Annotated in this window: 17 protein-coding genes and 1 tRNA gene; 12 read left to right on the top strand and 6 right to left on the bottom strand. The window is 73.8% G+C overall.

Features of this window, described 5'->3' with window-relative positions; genetic code table 11:
- The first annotated feature begins 9 nt into the window (after positions 1 to 9).
- The 5 genes from ACI791_RS02970 to ACI791_RS02950 are packed head-to-tail and all read left to right on the top strand — an operon-like array spanning position 10 to position 4,929.
- Positions 10 to 654: a zf-HC2 domain-containing protein gene (locus ACI791_RS02970; protein ID WP_456584663.1), complete on the top strand. Its 645-nt coding sequence runs from the start codon at positions 10 to 12 to the stop codon at positions 652 to 654.
- Entirely contained in the window at positions 651 to 2,426 is a 1,776-nt protein-coding gene (locus tag ACI791_RS02965) for a copper resistance CopC/CopD family protein (RefSeq protein ID WP_456584662.1), read from the top strand. The genes ACI791_RS02970 and ACI791_RS02965 overlap by 4 nt, the downstream gene beginning before the upstream one ends.
- Before the next feature lie 33 nt (positions 2,427 to 2,459).
- Positions 2,460 to 3,191: a YcnI family copper-binding membrane protein gene (locus ACI791_RS02960; RefSeq protein ID WP_456584661.1), complete on the top strand. Its 732-nt coding sequence runs from the start codon at positions 2,460 to 2,462 to the stop codon at positions 3,189 to 3,191.
- Complete coding sequence (locus ACI791_RS02955) at positions 3,188 to 3,856, top strand: SCO family protein (RefSeq protein ID WP_456584660.1); 669 nt, start codon at positions 3,188 to 3,190, stop codon at positions 3,854 to 3,856. Before ACI791_RS02960 ends, ACI791_RS02955 begins: the two co-directional genes overlap by 4 nt.
- Positions 3,853 to 4,929, top strand: a complete 1,077-nt coding sequence (locus ACI791_RS02950) for a hypothetical protein (RefSeq protein WP_456584659.1) — start codon at positions 3,853 to 3,855, stop codon at positions 4,927 to 4,929. Before ACI791_RS02955 ends, ACI791_RS02950 begins: the two co-directional genes overlap by 4 nt.
- A gap of 16 nt (positions 4,930 to 4,945) precedes the next feature.
- Here the strand turns inward: ACI791_RS02950 and ACI791_RS02945 are convergent, their stop codons facing one another.
- The 4 genes from ACI791_RS02945 to ACI791_RS02930 are packed head-to-tail and all read right to left on the bottom strand — an operon-like array spanning position 4,946 to position 9,309.
- Positions 4,946 to 5,761, bottom strand: a complete 816-nt coding sequence (locus tag ACI791_RS02945; protein WP_456584658.1) for a phosphocholine cytidylyltransferase family protein — start codon at positions 5,759 to 5,761, stop codon at positions 4,946 to 4,948.
- Positions 5,748 to 6,881, bottom strand: a complete 1,134-nt coding sequence (locus ACI791_RS02940) for a CDP-glycerol glycerophosphotransferase family protein (RefSeq protein WP_456584657.1) — start codon at positions 6,879 to 6,881, stop codon at positions 5,748 to 5,750. Before ACI791_RS02940 ends, ACI791_RS02945 begins: the two co-directional genes overlap by 14 nt.
- Positions 6,878 to 7,660, bottom strand: coding sequence for an HAD family hydrolase (locus ACI791_RS02935; protein ID WP_456584656.1), 783 nt, complete (start codon positions 7,658 to 7,660; stop codon positions 6,878 to 6,880). Before ACI791_RS02935 ends, ACI791_RS02940 begins: the two co-directional genes overlap by 4 nt.
- Before the next feature lie 41 nt (positions 7,661 to 7,701).
- Positions 7,702 to 9,309 (bottom strand): mannitol dehydrogenase family protein, encoded by a 1,608-nt coding sequence (locus tag ACI791_RS02930; RefSeq protein ID WP_456584655.1) that lies wholly within the window; start codon positions 9,307 to 9,309, stop codon positions 7,702 to 7,704.
- A 429-nt stretch (positions 9,310 to 9,738) separates the two neighbouring features.
- On the opposite strand from ACI791_RS02930, the gene ACI791_RS02925 reads away from it, so the two are divergent.
- The 5 genes from ACI791_RS02925 (at position 9,739) to ACI791_RS02905 (ending at position 13,628) form a co-directional block, all read left to right on the top strand.
- Positions 9,739 to 10,524: a M23 family metallopeptidase gene (locus ACI791_RS02925; RefSeq protein WP_456584654.1), complete on the top strand. Its 786-nt coding sequence runs from the start codon at positions 9,739 to 9,741 to the stop codon at positions 10,522 to 10,524.
- A 367-nt stretch (positions 10,525 to 10,891) separates the two neighbouring features.
- Positions 10,892 to 10,964, top strand: a tRNA-Ala gene (locus ACI791_RS02920).
- A gap of 316 nt (positions 10,965 to 11,280) precedes the next feature.
- Positions 11,281 to 12,567 carry a cytochrome P450 gene (locus ACI791_RS02915; protein ID WP_456584653.1) on the top strand — a complete coding sequence of 429 codons (1,287 nt, stop codon included), beginning with the start codon at positions 11,281 to 11,283 and terminating at the stop codon, positions 12,565 to 12,567.
- A 381-nt stretch (positions 12,568 to 12,948) separates the two neighbouring features.
- Positions 12,949 to 13,119, top strand: coding sequence for a hypothetical protein (locus ACI791_RS02910; RefSeq protein ID WP_456584652.1), 171 nt, complete (start codon positions 12,949 to 12,951; stop codon positions 13,117 to 13,119).
- A gap of 293 nt (positions 13,120 to 13,412) precedes the next feature.
- Entirely contained in the window at positions 13,413 to 13,628 is a 216-nt protein-coding gene (locus tag ACI791_RS02905; protein WP_456584651.1) for a hypothetical protein, read from the top strand.
- Positions 13,629 to 13,749: 121 nt separating this feature from the next.
- On the opposite strand, the gene bfr is transcribed toward ACI791_RS02905, so the two are convergent.
- Entirely contained in the window at positions 13,750 to 14,232 is a 483-nt protein-coding gene (gene bfr / locus ACI791_RS02900; protein ID WP_456584650.1) for a bacterioferritin, read from the bottom strand.
- Complete coding sequence (locus ACI791_RS02895) at positions 14,219 to 14,449, bottom strand: (2Fe-2S)-binding protein (RefSeq protein WP_456584649.1); 231 nt, start codon at positions 14,447 to 14,449, stop codon at positions 14,219 to 14,221. The genes bfr and ACI791_RS02895 overlap by 14 nt, the downstream gene beginning before the upstream one ends.
- A 175-nt stretch (positions 14,450 to 14,624) precedes the next feature.
- Here ACI791_RS02895 and ACI791_RS02890 point away from each other — a divergent pair, with 175 nt between their 5' ends.
- Both ACI791_RS02890 and ACI791_RS02885 read left to right on the top strand, forming a co-directional pair.
- Positions 14,625 to 14,762, top strand: coding sequence for a hypothetical protein (locus ACI791_RS02890; RefSeq protein WP_456584648.1), 138 nt, complete (start codon positions 14,625 to 14,627; stop codon positions 14,760 to 14,762).
- Between the two features lie 111 nt (positions 14,763 to 14,873).
- A complete protein-coding gene (locus ACI791_RS02885; RefSeq protein WP_456584647.1) occupies positions 14,874 to 16,052 on the top strand; it encodes an acyl-CoA dehydrogenase family protein in 1,179 nt (392 codons plus the stop codon).
- Positions 16,053 to 16,114: the final 62 nt, after the last annotated feature.

Raw genomic sequence — 16,114 nt, 5'->3', positions numbered from 1 at the left:
TAATCAACCATGTCCTGCCACACCTGCCGAGAGGCCCTCTCCGCGCGCCTGGACGGCGAGCCGCTGGGGCTGCCCACCGAGGAGCTCGACGCGCACCTGGCCGCGTGCCCGGGGTGCACCGGGTGGGCGGCCGCGGCGGAGCAGGTCACCCGCCGGGCCCGGCTGGCGCTCGCCCCGCCGGTGCCCGATCTCACCGTCGCGGTGCTCGGCGCGCTGCCCCGCGAGCTGCCCGGGGCGCGCGCCGCCGCGCGCGCCCGGCTGGCGGACACGGCGCTGCGGCTGGTCCTGGTCGCGGTCGGCGTCGCCCAGGCGGCGCTGGCCCTGCCGGTGCTGGTCTCCGGCGCCGGCGCGATGAGCGCTCCGGTGCACATGGCGCGCGAGAGCGGCGCCTGGAACCTGGCGGTGGCCGCGGCGTTCGTCGCCGTGGCGGCCGGCCCGCGGCTGGCTGCGGGCGCGCTGCCCTTCCTCGGGTCCTTCACGGCGCTGCTGCTGCCGCTGACGGTCGCCGACCTGCAGGCCGGGCACGTGCACGCCGACCGGGCCCTCGCCCACCTCCTCGTCCTGGCCGGTGTCGCCGTCGTCGCGACCGTGGCGTGGCGGAGCCACCGGCGCCGCCCGGCTCCCGCGGTGGCCGACCGGCGGGTGCTGGCGTGAGGCGCTCGGCGCTCCTGGTCGCCCTGCTGCTCGCCGGCTGGCTGGGCGCGGGCATCGGGACGGCCGGCCCGGCCGCCGCGCACGCCACGCTCGTCTCGACCGAGCCGGGGGAGGGCGCCCGCCTCGACGCCGCACCCGGGAAGGTCACGCTGCGCTTCAGCGAGGGCGTCTCGCTGGGCGCCGGCTACGCCCGGGTGCTCGGCGCCGACCAGCAGCGGGTCGACGCCGGTGCCGCCTCCGCCGACGGCGGCGTCGTCACCGTCCCGCTGCGCGCAGACCTGCCCGACGGCGGGTACCTCGTCACCTACCGGGTGATCTCCGCCGACTCGCACCCCGTGTCCGGCGCCTTCTCCTTCGCCGTCGGCGACGGCGAGCTCCTGACCACCGGTGGGCAGGACCAGGCCGGGTCCACCGATCCCGTCGTCGGCGCGCTGCTGCCGGTGGCGCGCTGGGTCGGGTACGCCGGGCTGGCGCTCGCTGTCGGCGTCCCGGTGCTCGTCCTCGCCTGCTGGCCGGCCGGCCGGCGCGCGGAACGCCTGCGGCGGATGGCCACCGGCGGAGCTGTCGCGGTCGCACTCTCCGGGCTGGGCGCCTTCCTGCTCCAGGGCCCGTACGCCGCGGGTGCGGGGCTGGGGGCGGTCGCCGACCCGGCGTTGCTCGGCGCCACGCTGGGCGCGGGCGTCGGCTGGACCGCCCTGGCGCGGGTGCTCCTGTCCCTGGCGCTTCTCCTGGTGCTGCGCCGCGTCTGGCGGGACAACGACGCCCTCGGCCGCGACTGGACGGCTGCGGGCGCCGTCCTCGCCGGCGGCCTGGTGCTCGCGACCGCCGCGGTCGGGCACCCGGTGGCCGGCCCGTGGCCGGTGCTCGCCGTGCTGGTCGCGGCCGTCCACGTGGGGGCGATGGCGGTGTGGCTGGGCGGCCTCGCCGGGCTGCTGGCCGTCGCGCTGCGGCCGGGCACGGCGCCGGCCGAGGTGGCCGCCGTGCTACCGGGGTTCTCCCGGCTGGCGTTCGGCTCGGTGGTGGTGCTCGTGGTGTCCGGCATCGTGCAGTCGGTCCGGGAGGTCGGCTCCCCGACCGCGCTGGTCGGGACGACGTACGGACAGCTGCTCGGGGCGAAACTGCTGCTCGTCGTGCTCCTGCTCGCCGCGGCCGGGGTGTCCCGCGTCTGGGTGCAGCAGCGCCTGGGCGTGCGCCGGCCCCGGCGACCCCGCACGATCACCGCGCAGACGTTCGCGGCGACCGACCGGACCGGACCCGCCCCCGCGGAGGTCGCCGGCGCCGCGGAGCGCGACCGGGTGCAGGCCGAGAACGCCGCCGAGCACCTGCCCTCGCTGCGCCGCTCGGTGCTCCTGGAGGCGGGCGTGGCCGCGGTCGTGCTGGCGCTGTCGGCGGTGCTGGTGGCCACGCCGCCCGCGCGCACGGCGCTGGCCCAGCCGATGGAGACGGTGCTGCCGCTGCAGGGCGGCACCGGCGCGGCGGCGGGCAGCGTGCAGGTGTCGGTGGAGCCCGCGCGCCCCGGCGGCAATGCGCTGCACGTCTACCTCTTCGACGACGCCGGCCGGCTCACCCAGCCGGCCGAGATCAGGGTGACGCTCACCGAGCGCACCCAGGGGATCGGCCCGCTCGACGTCGGCCTCGCGCCGGCCGGCCCCGGCCACTTCGTCGGCGACGGTATGGCGATCCCCGGCGCCGGCACCTGGACCCTCACGGTGACGGTCCGGCTCGACGAGTTCACCGCGCTCAGCGCCGCCACCGACTTCCCGGTGCGCTGACGCCCCACCGCTCCACCGATGAACAGGAGATCCATGTCCTCGCCCCGCCCGCTGCACCGGCTGGCCGTGCTGGTGCTCGCCGCCCTGACCGCCGGCACGGCCGGCGTGGTGCTCGCCACGTCCGCCTCCGCGCACGTCACCGTCTCCTCCGGCGACGCCGCGCCCGGTGGCTTCGGCAAGCTCACCTTCCGCGTGCCCAACGAGAGCAACACCGCCAGCACCGTCGCCCTGCGCATCCAGATCCCCGAGGAGTCCGCGATGGGCTCGCTGCGGGCCCAGCCGGTGGCGGGCTGGACCGTGACCACCACGACCGCCGACCCGGCGGAGCCGGTCGAGGTGCACGGGCAGGAGACGAGCTCCTCCGTCTCGGTGGTGGAGTTCCGCGCCGACGGGGGGAGCGGCATCGCGCCCGGCCAGTTCCAGGAGTTCGCGCTCTCCGGCGGGCCCTTCCCGGATGCCGAGCAGCTCAGCTTCCCGGTGATCCAGACCTACAGCGACGGTAACGAGTCGGCGTGGATCGAGCCGACGATCGCCGGGCAGGACGAGCCCGAGCACCCGGCGCCGGTGCTGTCCCTGGCCGCCGAGCAGGCCGCCGATGGCGCCGGCACGGCCGACCTCGCGACCGCGGCCGACGCCCACGACGAGGGTGGCCACGCCGACGACCCGGGCGCCCTCGCGCTGTTCTTCTCCATCCTGGCGCTGCTCGTCGCGCTCGCCGGTGTCGGCCTCGGCGTCCGCGCCAACCGACGTACCGTGTCCTCGTGACCTCCGCCGTCCGCCGCCGTTCCCGCCGGGCCGTCCCGGCACTGCTGCTCACCACGGGTCTCCTGCTGGCCGGCTGCGGGAGCGCGGCGGACGGCGACGCCGGGGGGCACGACCACACCGCGGGCGCGCCGGCCGCCGTCGAGGCGCCGGAGGACCGCTACGCGGGTCTGGACCTCAACGAGCCCTACCGCCGGCCGTCGTTCACGCTGACCGACACCACCGGTGCACCGTTCGACTTCGGCGTCGCCACCGCCGGCCGGCCGACGCTGCTGTTCTTCGGCTACACGGAGTGCCCGGACGTCTGCCCCACGACGATGGCCGACGTCGCGGTCGCCCTGCGCGGGTTGGACCGGGAGCTCGCCGAGCAGGTGCAGGTCGTCTTCGTGACCACCGACCCGGCCACCGACACCCCCGAGGCGCTGGGCGAGTACCTCGGCCGGTTCGACGCCGACCTGCCGACGCCGTTCGTCGGCCTCACCGGCGACCAGGAGAGCATCGACCAGGCGCAGCTGGCCGCCGGGGTCCCGCAGGCCGAGGACGAGGGGCGGCTGCACTCGACGTTGCTACTGCTGTACGGGGCCGACGACGAGGCGCACGTCGCCTTCGACGGCGGGAACACCCACCAGGACATCGCCGACGACCTGCAGGTGGTGGCGGGCGCGTGAGCCCGGGCCTCGGCCGGCTGCTCGCCGTCCTGGCCGGTGTCCTCGCGCTGCTGGCGCTGGCCGGTCCGGCCTCGGCGCACGTCGGGGGAGAGGCGGCGGGCAGCGACTTCGACGGCCGCGTGACCTCGGTGGCCCCGCAGCTGCCCGGTGTGGCCGTGCGCGTGCTGCAGTTCGGGGACGAGCTGGAGCTGGTCAACCGGTCCGGCACGGAGGTGCTCGTGCCCGGCTACTCCGACGAGCCCTACCTGCGGATCGGCCCCGACGGCGTCTGGCGCAACGCGCACAGCCCGGCCACCTACATCAACCTGGACCGGTACGGGCGCACGACGCTGCCCGACTCCGCCGATCCCGGGGCCGCTCCCGAGTGGGAGCAGATCTCCACGCAGCCGGAGTACGTGTGGCACGACCACCGCACGCACTGGATGAGCCAGGACCTCCTGCCGCCGCAGGTCACCGCCGATCCGACGCGGGAGCACGTGGTGTCGGAGTGGATCGTGCCGCTGCGGCACGGCAGCACGGAGGCGGAGGTCGCCGGGGTGCTGACCTGGAGCCCGCCGCCCTCGCCGTGGGTCGTGTGGCCGCTCGCGGCCGCCGTGCTGCTCGCCGCGGTCGCCGCCGGGCTGCTGGCCCGGACCCCGCTGCTGCTGGGCGGCCTGCTCGCGGTAGGGGCTCTCGCGGCGCTGTGGCACGCCCTGGCCACCCCGGAGCCGTCGGTCACCGCCGGCTCGCACGTCGGCGCCGTCGTCTCGGCGCTCCTGCCGGCCGCGGCGACCCTGCTGTGCGCCGTCCTCGGGGCGCGCGCCGCGCTGCGCGGCCGGGGAGCCATGACCGGCCTGCTGGCCGTGGTCACCGGCTGGCTGCTGCTGGTGCAGGGCCTGCCCGAGGTCGACGTGCTGTGGTCGGCGAACGTCTCCTCGGCCGGGCCGCAGCCCGTCGCCCGCGTCGCGGTGGGGGCGCTGGCGGCCCTCGGCGTCGGGTTGGCGCTCGGGGGCGTCGCCGCGGTGCGCCGGTTCCGCGAGGTCGACGCCACGCCCGGAGGAACCGCCGCCGGCCATCCGGTGCCGGTGGCCTGACGGCGGTCCCCGGAGGTCAGCCGACCTCGGCGACGACGTTCGGGCCGTCGGACCCGAACAGGGTGTTGGCCCGCTGGAGGTCCCCCTCGAAGTCGACCTCGACCGCGGCGTAGGCCGAGATGTCCACCGGTCGGACACGCAGGCCGCGCTCGGCGATCGCCGTCTCCAGGCCCCGCTCGAAGTAGTCCTCGTGGGAGCACTCGTCGAGGTGCTCGATGAGCGTGGCCTTGTCGGCGGAGGAGATGTAGTTGATCCCCACCGCCTCGCCCAGGCCGCCGCGGACGATCTTGGACAGCTCGCGGATGTAACCGTCGCCGTCGAGGGTGTACTTGACCTCCTCCTCGGCGACCGTGCTGGTGTCCACGCAGACGAAGCTCTGGTCGGCCGCCATGTAGGGGAGCGCGACCTCGAGCACCGCCGGGTCGAAGACGACGTCACCGTTGAGCCAGAGCACGCCGCCCTCGCGGGTGGTCCGCAGACCGCGCAGCAGGCTCTTGGACGTGTTCGTCACCGCGAAGTCGGGGTTGTACGTGAACAGCAGGTCGGGGGCGGCCTTCATGATCCGCTTGCTGCGGTAGCCGACGACCGCGGTCACCGACACGTCGGCACCCAGGACGGCGCGCAGGCCGTCGAGCTGCCGCTGCATGATGCTGCGGCCGTCGTCGAGCCGGGTCAGCGGCTTGGGATCCTGCCGGCCCAGCCGGGTGCCCATGCCCGCGGCCAGGATCACGACCTGCACCGACGGCGTCTGCAGCCGTCGGGGCGTCGTGCGGGCCGGCAGGGGGGATACACCCCGACGGACGGGGTTGAGGACGTGGTCACCGGTCCGCACGGACATCATCTCCTTCAGTGGTCGTGCTGGTGTTCTGCCCGGACGCGGTCGCGGTCGGGAGGATCAGATCGAGGACGCGCTGCGTGGCGGAGCCGTCCTCGAGGTGGCAGAAGGTCTCGCGGAACCGGGCGTAGCGCTCGGCGTGCTCCGCGGTGACCGTACTGATGTCGGCGATCGCCGAGATCAGCTCGTCGCTGGTGGCGATCAGCGGACCGGGCGCGACCTCCGCGAGGTCGAAGTAGAAGCCGCGCAGCTGGTCGCGGTACCGGTCGAGGTCGTAGGTGTAGAAGAGCTGCGGCTTGCCCGTGATGGCGAAGTCGAACATCGTCGACGAGTAGTCGGTGACCATCATGTCGGCAGCCAGGTAGAGGTCGGCGATGTCCGGGTGGTTGCACACGTCCCGGACGGCCGACCCGTCGGTGATCTCCAGCCGGCTCATGACCATGTTGTGCAGCCGCAGCAGCAGCACGTGGTCCTCGCCCAGCCGGGAACCGAACTCGTCGAGGTCGATCGGGAACTCGAAGTCCCGCTCCCCGCTGCCCTGGAACACCAGGTCGTCGCGCCAGGTGGGGGTGTAGAGCACCACCGTCTGGTCCTCGCCGATACCGAGGTCCGACCGCACCCGGGCGCGGACCTCGTCGCGGCGGGGGCTGCTCAGCAGGTCGTTGCGCGGCAGGCCGGTCTCGTGGATCGGGCCGGTGTAGCCGAACGCCTTGCGCAGCCGCTCGGTGGTGACGGCGTTGGGCGAGAGCAGGAGGTCCCAGCGGGCGATGTCCTGGTCCAGGTAGGCCAACCGCCCCTCCGGCGCCCAGAGCACGTCGTTGTGGATGCGCTTGAGCATCGTCCCGTGCCAGGTCTGCAGGTACATGCTCCCGGGACGCTTCTCCCAGTCCAGCGCGATGTGGTCGTTGGAGACGACCAGGTCGGCGCCCTCGAGCGCGGCGATCGACTCGGGGCTGCCGAAGGTCAGCGTCTCGACCTCGGACGGGAAGCCGGCCTGGGTGTGCGGCGCCGACAGCCAGGTGTGGGTGGCGTCGACGCCCTGCTCGAGCAGCGCCTCGTAGAGCGCCCGGGGGCTGTCGGAGAAGTGCCCGCGGAAGGCGACGTAGACGATGTTCACCGGGCGGCTCCGGTCAGGGCGTCGTCGGCGTGCGGCCGACCGGCGAGCACGGGGAGCACCAGGTCGGCGAGCTCCTGCCACGACTCGACGACGGTCAGCGCGCCGGCAGCCAGCAGGGCTTCAGCGCGTGCCGCCCGCTCCTCGGGGAGCACGAACAGCAGGTTGCCGACGGTGGGGCAGCCGGCGCCGACGGCCGAACGCACACCGGCGACGGCGTCCTCCACCGCGAGCCCTTGCTCGGGTGCGATGCCCAGAGCGGCGCAGGCGTGCCGGTAGACGGCGGGATCGGGCTTGCTGGTCGGCACCGGCAGCGAGTCCTCGGCGCTGTAGCGGCGCGCCGGTGGGATGAGCTCGTCCAGCCCGGTGGCGGTGAAGCAGGCCGCCAGCCGGGACAGCGCGCTGGAGCTCACCGCGGCCAGCTGCAGCGAACCCGCCAGCGCGCCGAGCGCGTCCAGCGTGGGCCCGTGCGGCCGCAGCGTGGTGCCCAGGTGTTCGGTGACCGCGCGACGTTCCTCGGCCACCCACGGCTCGACGTCGACGTCGGGAACGCCGGCCTCGGCGGCCAGGGTGAGGGCCGTGGACCGGAAGTTCCTGCCGGTCGCGGCGTGCCGGAGCTCGTCGGCGGTGTACCGGCGGTCGATGCCGATGGAGGCGAGGAACGCGTTGGTGACCTCGGCGGAGGCGTCGAACGCCGGCTCCTCGGAGGGGAACAGGTTGCCGTCGGCGTCGCAGAGCAGGTACTGCACCCGCTCGATGAGCGTCGGCGGAACGGTCGGCACCGGGTGGGCTCCCTTCGGGGACGGGGCGGCGGACGGGGTGGTCACCGCGGCTGCGCCGCGGGGCCGGGCGTGCGGGCGGCCACGGTGGCCCGGACCCCGTCGCGGTCCAGGGCGGTGAGGGCCGCTGCCAGGTCGGCGACGAACGCCGGGTGCGAGCCGAGGTCCCCGAACACCGACGTCTCGCCGAGCAGGGGCCGCGGGTCGCTGCCGCCGGCGCGGGCCAGCGCCTGCAGCTGCTCGGCGAGGGCGTCCTCGACGGGCAGCCGCCGGCCGGCCTCGTCCGTGCCGCGCAGGTAGCGGAACCATCCGGCGACGGCGAGGGTGAGCAGGCCGTGGGGCCGCCCTTCCTCGATCGCCTGGCGCAGCGACGGCAGCAGGTGGTGGGGCATCTTGGTCGAGCCGCGCCGGCACAGCCGGGGCAGGCCGTCGGCGATCGCCGGGTTGGCGAACCGCTGCAGCAGGGTGCGCTTGTACTCGGCGAGGTCGATGCCGTCGGGCGGTGGTAGCAGCGGGGTGACCTCGACGTCCATGAGTCGGGCCACGTAGCCGGCGAGCACCGGATCGGCCATGACCTGGTCGAGGCTGGCGTAGCCGGCCAGCGAGCCCAGGTAGCCCAGGGCGCAGTGGCTGGCGTTGAGCAGCCGGGTCTTCATCAGCTCGTAGCTGCCGACGTCGGCGACGAACCGGACGCCGACGGCGTCCAGCGGGGGCCGGCCGGCGGAGAAGGTGTCCTCGATCACCCACTGGGAGAACGGCTCGGTGATCACCGGCCACCGGTCGTCGACGCCGTAGCGCTGCGCCACCGCCGCCCGCTCCTCGGGGCTGGTGTGCGGCGTGATCCGGTCGACCATGCTGCTGGGGAAGGCCACGCGGTCGGCGATCCACCGCGCGAGCACCTCGTCGCGCAGCTGCGCGAACCCGACCACGGCGGCACGGGCCGCGTCGCCGTTGCGGTGCATGTTGTCGCACGAGACCACCGAGAACGGCTGGAGACCGGCCCGGCGGCGTCGGTCGAGCGCCTCCACGAGGTACCCGAACACGGTGCGCGGGTAGGAGGGCTCCCGCACGTCGGCCCGGATGTCGGGGTCGTCGGCGTCGAAGAGCCCGGTCCGCGGGTCGAGCCGGTAGCCGCTGTCGGTGATGGTCAGCGACACCATGCGCGTGCGCTCGTCGGTCAGCAGGTCGAGCACGGCCGCAGGATCCTCGGGCGCGAAGTGGTAGCCCACCATGACGCCGACGACGCGGGCGCGCTCGCCGTCGGGGCTGCGCTCGACCACCGTGTAGAGGTGGTCCTGCGGGGCGAGCGCTTCCTTCATGGTCCGGCTGCGCAGCCCGACACCGACGACCCCCCAGCCGTCGCTGATCCGGCGCTCGGCCAGCTCGTCGAAGTAGAGGAGCTGGTGGGCGCGGTGGAACCCGCCGACGCTGAAGTGCACGACCGCCGGGGTCAGGGCCGACCGGTCGTAGGTGGGCACGCTGAGCTGCGCCTCGTGCAGCGGCAGGGTCGCATCGGTCAGCGGGTGGACATCGGCGGCGGCAACCACGTTGCGCGCGGGGGAGACCCCGCCCGGAGGAACCGGGACCGCCGGATGCCCGGCCGGAGCCGTCCCGGCAGGCATCCGCAGGGGCAGGAGCTCGGCCTGTGACATCGCGTCCCTCCTTCTCTGTCCTGAGCACGGCGCACCGGACCGACGGGTCCCGGGTTTCCGGGGTCAGCAGTACACGGGTGGTGCCGGGTGCCGCGCAAGGTCCGGCACCGCTTCGCGGACGCGGAGGCGCCGGGCCGGCGCGGATGTTTCACGCCGGAGGGACAGGAGTGCCCGTTGCGGGGCCCCTGAAACGTCTCGCACCCACCTGCCGGGCGTGTCCATGATCACCGACGCCCTTCGGCCGCCGCACACCGGGTCGGAAATCCACCGCTGTCGGTAACGCATGGGGCTCGTGGGTCCAGTGGTGACGCCTTCACGGCGTGTCCCGAGCGACGCGCCGGGCGCCAGGTCACGACCTCGTCACGCAATGTTTCGATGACCCTCGCCCGCTCGGGCCACCCCCACCACCCAGGCGAGACGGACAGGTGCATGGACGCAGGGATCGGCCAGGAGGCCCGCACCGAGGTGCTGAGCGCGGTGCACCCCTCCGCCGGTCGGTCCGCCGGGCGGCGGGCTCGTCGTCGTCCTACCCCCCGGGCGCGGCGGAGCCCCGCGATGCTGCTCGGCGCCCTGCTGCTCGGCGGTGTCGTCGCGGCGGGGGTGAGCCTGCACGGTGCGCCCGCCGCCTCGGCCGATGCCACGTCCGTGCTCGAGGCCTCGGACGCGCTGCTGACCACCGAGGAGGGTGCGGAGGTCCTGCCGCAGGCGTCGATCTCGGTCGCCGAGGCCGAGGCCCGGTTGGAGCAGGTGGCCGCCTCCCGCGCCGAGCGCCAGGCCGCGGCTGCCGCGGCCGCCGAGGCCGCCGCGGAGGCCGCCCGCCCCAAGGCCGTCCTCCCCGTGGCCGGGGCCCGGCTGACCAGCGGCTACGGCAGCCGGTGGGGCACCTTCCACTACGGCATCGACCTGGCTGCTCCTATGCGCACGCCCGAGTACGCGGCGGTCGACGGCGTGGTGCTCCGGGCCGGCTCGGCCAGCGGCTTCGGTCTGGCCGTGTACATCCTCCACGAGAACGGCGACGTCACCGTCTACGGCCACATGGACAAGATCCTGGTCCAGCCGGGCCAGTACGTGGAGGCGGGGGAGACGATCGCCCTGCTGGGCAACCGCGGCCAGTCGACCGGACCGCACCTGCACTTCGAGGTGCACAAGGGCGGAATCGACGGCAAGCGGGTCGACCCGCTCCCGTGGCTGGCCGCCCGGGGCGTCGACGTCTGAGGTCCGACGCGCCGCGCGGTCCTGCCTGAGGAACCCGGCGCGCCGGCGAAAGCGCGGAGCCCGCCGCGCAGGTGTGCGAGCCGATGAGCAAGGGTGCCGCGGGCCGCGACCTCTTTCCACGTGTGACGACGCCTGGAAGACCCACGCCGAGCTGCGCGAGCGAGGTGACCGAGGAGCCGGTCGACCGGCGCTACGGCATCGACGTCGGCCTGCGCGACCCGTTCGGCAACCTCATCCGCGTGGTGCAGATGGCGCAGGCCCGAGCCCGTTCCGCCACGCCTGGAGCGCCGCCGACCCCCTCCGTGGGTCCCCCGACGCGGGGCTGTACAGTTGGTCCCGGCCCGGACGCACCGAATCGGGTCGGATCGGGGCTGTGGCGCAGCTGGTAGCGCACCACACTGGCAGTGTGGGGGTCAGGGGTTCGAGTCCCCTCAGCTCCACCCCGACGACCAGGCCGTTCCTCCTCCGGAGGGACGGCCTGAGTTGTATTCGGCGCCACCGTGGTGGCCATCCGAGACCGATGTCGTGCCCAGGGGGCCTGCACGTGTCCGAGCGGCGAGTAGCGGTTGCAGCACGACTCCACCCTCCTCGAGGACTGGAGGCTCCGGACTCGCCACGGCGGTTGAGTGGGCTGCCCCCGCCACCACCGGCGGGCAGCGGCAGTGATGATCACCGCGCCCGTCCGATCTCCGTAGAGCCGGTTTGGCTCACCGGCTTCGGGCTAGGGAGGGTCAACACCGAGTGGGGGTGGCAGGGATGCAGTTGAACAGTTCGGTGCGGCAGATGACGTCGGCCGCGAGCCGGGTCGTGGCGGCGGCGGCCCCTGCCCTGGACCTGGTCGACAGCAGCGTGAGCCTGCTGTGGGAGGGCTACCAGTTCGGCACGCGCCGGTTCGCCCGGGCCGGAGCCGATCTGTTCGACACCAGACTCATGCTGACCCGTGCGACGTTCACCTACGGGGAGGAGGCGGCGCGGCACTTCTACACCCCTGACCGGCTGACCCGGAAGGGCGCGCTGCCGCTCCCCACCCTCGCCCTGCTGCAGGACGTCGGCAGCGTGCAGGTGCTGGATGGCGCGGACCATCGGGACCGGAAGGCCATGTTCCTGTCCATGATGACGCCGACCGCGCTGGACGAGCTGGTTGCCCTGTTCGAGCAGCAGTGGGCCGAAGCCGAGCGGCGCTGGGCCGCCCAGGAGCAGGTGGTGCTGCTCGACGCGGTGCAGGAGGTGCTGTGCCGCACGGTGTGCGCGTGGAGCGGAGTGCCACTGGCCGAGGAGGAGGTGCCGAAGCGGACCCGGCAGCTCGTGTCGATGTTCGAGGGCGCCGGAGCCTTCGGCCCGCGCAACTGGCGCGGCCAGCTGCGGCGGCACTCGGCCGAGCAGTGGGTGCGCGATCTCGTGGACCAGGTGCGCGGCGGCCGGCTGGACGTCCCTCAGGGGCGGCCCCTGCGCGCCATCGCCACGCACCGCGGCCTGGACGGCGAGCTGCTGAGCACCGCGGTCGCCGCGGTCGAGCTGATCAACGTGCTGCGCCCGACGGTTGCCATCGGCAGGTTCATCGTCTTCGCCGCGCTGGCGCTGCACCAGCATCCGGAGCAGCGCGCCCGGCTGGCCGACGACGAGGCGCTGCGCGCCTTCGCACAGGAGGTGCGTCGCTTCTATGCCTTCTTCCCCGTGGTGGGCGGCCGGGTGGCGGAGGAGTTCACCTGGCGCAACCGCACGTTCCGGCGCGGCGAGTGGCTGCTGCTCGACCTGTACGCCACCAACCACGATGCGCGGATATGGGGCGATCCCGAAGTCTTCCGCCCGGAGCGGTTCCGGGAGCGGACGCCGGGGCCGTTCGACCTCGTGCCTCAGGGTGGTGGCGACCACGCCACCACCCACCGCTGCGCGGGCGAGTGGCCGACGGTCCGGCTGCTGGAGCGCGCGGTCGGCTTGCTCGCGGCGCTGCCTCACGACGTCCCGCCGCAGGACCTCACGGTGGACCTGACGCAGATGCCGACCTCTCCGCGCAGCGGGATGGTCGTCCAGGTCCGCGCCTAGATCTGTGAGCCTCCGGCTGCAGTGCGTCCAGAACGTCATATCCACCGGTCGATGGTGCCGCCCGTCCCACTAGCTCGAGCTGCCCACCTGGGCTGTCGGTCCGGTGAGCTGGGCGGCGTCCTCGGGGTGGCAGTCGAAGCGAGCCCGACGGGTGACGACGTCGGGCTGTCGAAGCGCCTGCGCATCGGCCCGGACGTCGGGCAACGCCGCGCTCAGGTCCCTGGGTGATCACCACCTTGGCCTCGCGGCGCAGCTGGAATGCAGCTTCGCTGGTCTCACCACCACGGTGGACCCGCCGACGGCGGATCAGGTACGTCGCGCTCGGCGACTCCACAGCGCCGCCTCCGGCGTGCTGCCGCCGGACCTCACGGCACCGCCGCAGTGCCTGCGCTCCGTCCGCACTACCCGCACGTCGTCGCCGGTGCCATCGGCGCGCAGCTCACCGACGTCACCTGCGGAGGCGCCGACACCGGCGACTTCTTCGCCGAACAGCACCCGGGCGTGGCCCCCAGCTCGACGCCCTCGGCCAGGACACCCAGCTGGTCACCATGACCATCGGCGGCAACGACAGCAGCCTCTCTTCATCAACTCGATCCTCGCCTGCTCCACCGCGGGGCTGGCCACCCTGGGCACGGGGAGCCCGTGCAAGGACCGCTACGGCTCCTCTTCGAGGACACCATCCGCTCCACGACCTTCCCGGCGCTGGTGGAGACCCTCCGGGCGGTCCGCCAGGAGGCCTCCCGGACGAAGGTGGCGATCTTCGGCTACCCGTGGATCATGCCGGCGAGCGGCGGCTGCTTCGACCGCATGACGATCGCCGAGGGTGACGTCCCTACCTGCGCAGGTTGCAGGCCACCCTGGACGACGGGGTGTGGCGCGCGGCGGGGCAGACCGGCGTCACCTACGTCGACATGAGCCAGGCGTCCGAGGGGCACGACGCCTGCCGGCCGATCGGCGTGCGCTGGGTCGAGCCGGTCCTCCAGGGGACCAACGCGGTGATCGTCCACCCGAACGCGCTCGGGGAGGCGTCGGAGCCGCGGCCTCTCCGCCGGCGGCCGTGAAGGCCACCGGGCCCAGCTGCAGCTCGACCCGCTCGAGGGCCTCCTGGCCGGCTGACCGCGGATGCAAAGAGGGTCCCTCCCGCGATCGGAAGGGACCCTCGGTGCGCGGGTGCAGCTGCTGTCAGGGCGTCTCGGTGACGATCTGCGCGGCGAGGTACTGCGGCGCGCCCACCCGCTCGATCGCGGCGAGCTGCGCCTCGAACCAGTCGGCGTGCTTCTCCTCGTCGAGCACCATCTCCTCGAAGACCGAGGCCGTGCCGTGGTCGCCGAGGTCGTGGCACTCCTTGGCGGAGGCGTTGAACTGGGCGACGGCGGCCTTCTCGCTGTCGAGGGCCAGGACGAGCATCTCCTCGGCGGTCTCGCCCACCCGGATGGCGCCGAGGCGCTGCAGGTTGGGGTGGCCGTCGAAGAGCAGGATCCGCTGGATCAGGGCGTCGGCGTCGCGCATCTCGTCGATGGAGAGGTCGTAGAAGACCTTGCCGAGCTTCGGCAGGCCCCAGGCGTCGAGCATGCGGGCGTTGAGGAAGTACGTGTTGGTGACCGTCAGTTCGAAGGTCAGCGCGTCGTTCAGCAGTTCGACCACGCGGGGGCTAACGGGCTGCACCGGCTACTCCCAGCTCTCGCTCGGCCGGGCGCTCGGTGGTGCCCCCGGCTCGCACCGGGCAATGCTGACACACCAGGTCGCGGAGCGAGTCGACGCAGTTGCCGCAGGTTCGTCCCGCTCCGGTGGCCCGTGCCACGTCGGCGACGCACCTCGCGCCGTTGGCGATCGCCTCGAGGACATCGCGGTCGGTCACCACGTTGCAGTGGCAGACGTACATGCAGTGGTCGCCTAACGGGAGACGGCGGGCGGACGGGCCCCGGTGCGCACACCGGGGCAACGCCCGGAGGTTAGCCTCTCCTAACCGGTTCGCGCCAGACCGCCTGATCAGGAGCCGCCGGCGCCGGCCATGCCGTCCGGCGTCGCTGGGCTACGGGAACGGCGAGCGGATCCCGTTGGACCTGCACCTGGACGTCGCGCGGGTCTCCACCGGCCCGTTCATGCAGCGGGTCGCGCTCACCGCGCTGCAGGACGCGGCGACGGCGCTGCTCGCGGGCGGGGTGCTGCCACCGGGCACCCGGAGGCTGAGCTGAGCAGCCCGTGCCCGAGTCCGAGTGGCCGGTCCCGATGCCGTCGGCCGCCGTCGAGTTGGGCGCCGCGCAGGACGGGTACCGCCGGGAGGCCATCGACGAGAGGACGCGCACATGACCGACGACCTGATCACCGGGGACCTGTACGCCTACGAATCGCTGCTGTCGGACGGGGAGCGCGAGGAGCTCGCCGGCATCCGCGAGTTCCTGCAGACCGAGGTCAGGCCCGGGGTCAACGACCACTGGGAGGCCGCCACCTTCCCGATGGACCTGATCCCGCGCTTCGCCGAGGCGGGGCTGGTCGGCCGCAGCTACGACACCGAGGGCTCGCCCCGGGGCTCGCGGCTGTTCACCGGCTTCATCTCGCTCGAGACCAGCCGCGTCGACCCGTCGATGGCCACCTTTCTCGGCGTGCACAACGGGCTGGCCATGGGGTCGATCGTCCATCTCGGCTCCGAGGAGCAGAAGCGCCGCTGGCTGCCCGGCATGCTGGCCCTGGAGAAGATCGGCTGCTTCGCGCTCACCGAGCCGCACGGCGGGTCCGACGTCGCGCTCGGTCTGGAGACCACCGCACGGCGGGACGGCGACGAGTGGGTGATCGACGGCGCCAAGCGCTGGATCGGCAACGGCACCTTCGCCGACCTCGTCGTCGTCTTCGCCCGGGACGTCGCCGACGACTCGGTGAAGACGTTCGTCGTGGAGAAGGGGACCCCGGGGTTCACCGCACGGAAGATGGAGGGCAAGTACGCGCTGCGCACGGTGCAGAACGCCGACCTGACCTTCGAGGGCTGCCGGGTCCCGGCCGAGAACAAGCTCGAGGGCGGGAACACGTTCAAGGACGTCAACCGGGTGCTCAAGCTGACCCGCGGCGGGGTCGCCTGGAACGCCGTCGGCTGCCAGATGGGCGCATTCGAAGCCGCGCTCGCCTACGCCAAGGAGCGGCAGCAGTTCGGCCGCCCGATCGCCGGTTTCCAGCTGATCCAGGACCTGCTGGCGCGCATGGCCGGCAACGTGACCGCGAGCCTCGGCATGGCCGTCCGGGTGGCGCAGCTCCAGGAGGAGGGCGTGTTCCGCGACGACCACGCCGCGCTGGCCAAGAGCTACGTCACCAGCCAGGCCCGGGAGACCGTGGGCTGGGCGCGGGAGCTGCTCGGCGGCAACGGCATCCTGCTCGAGCGCGACGTCGTCCGGTTCTTCAACGACGCCGAGGCCCTCTACTCCTACGAGGGCACCCGGGAGATCAACCAGCTCATCGTCGGGCGCGCGCTGACCGGGGTCAGCGCCTTTGTCTGAGTCGGGCGGGAGCTGCGGCCCGGCCGCCCCGGGGTCAGGGGGACGGCCGGGCCGCGGTCTGG

The sequence above is a fragment of the Blastococcus sp. SYSU DS0973 genome, from assembly GCF_054051055.1.
Note: the sequence above shows the minus strand (reverse complement) of the source record. Positions and strands in the feature narration are given on the sequence as shown.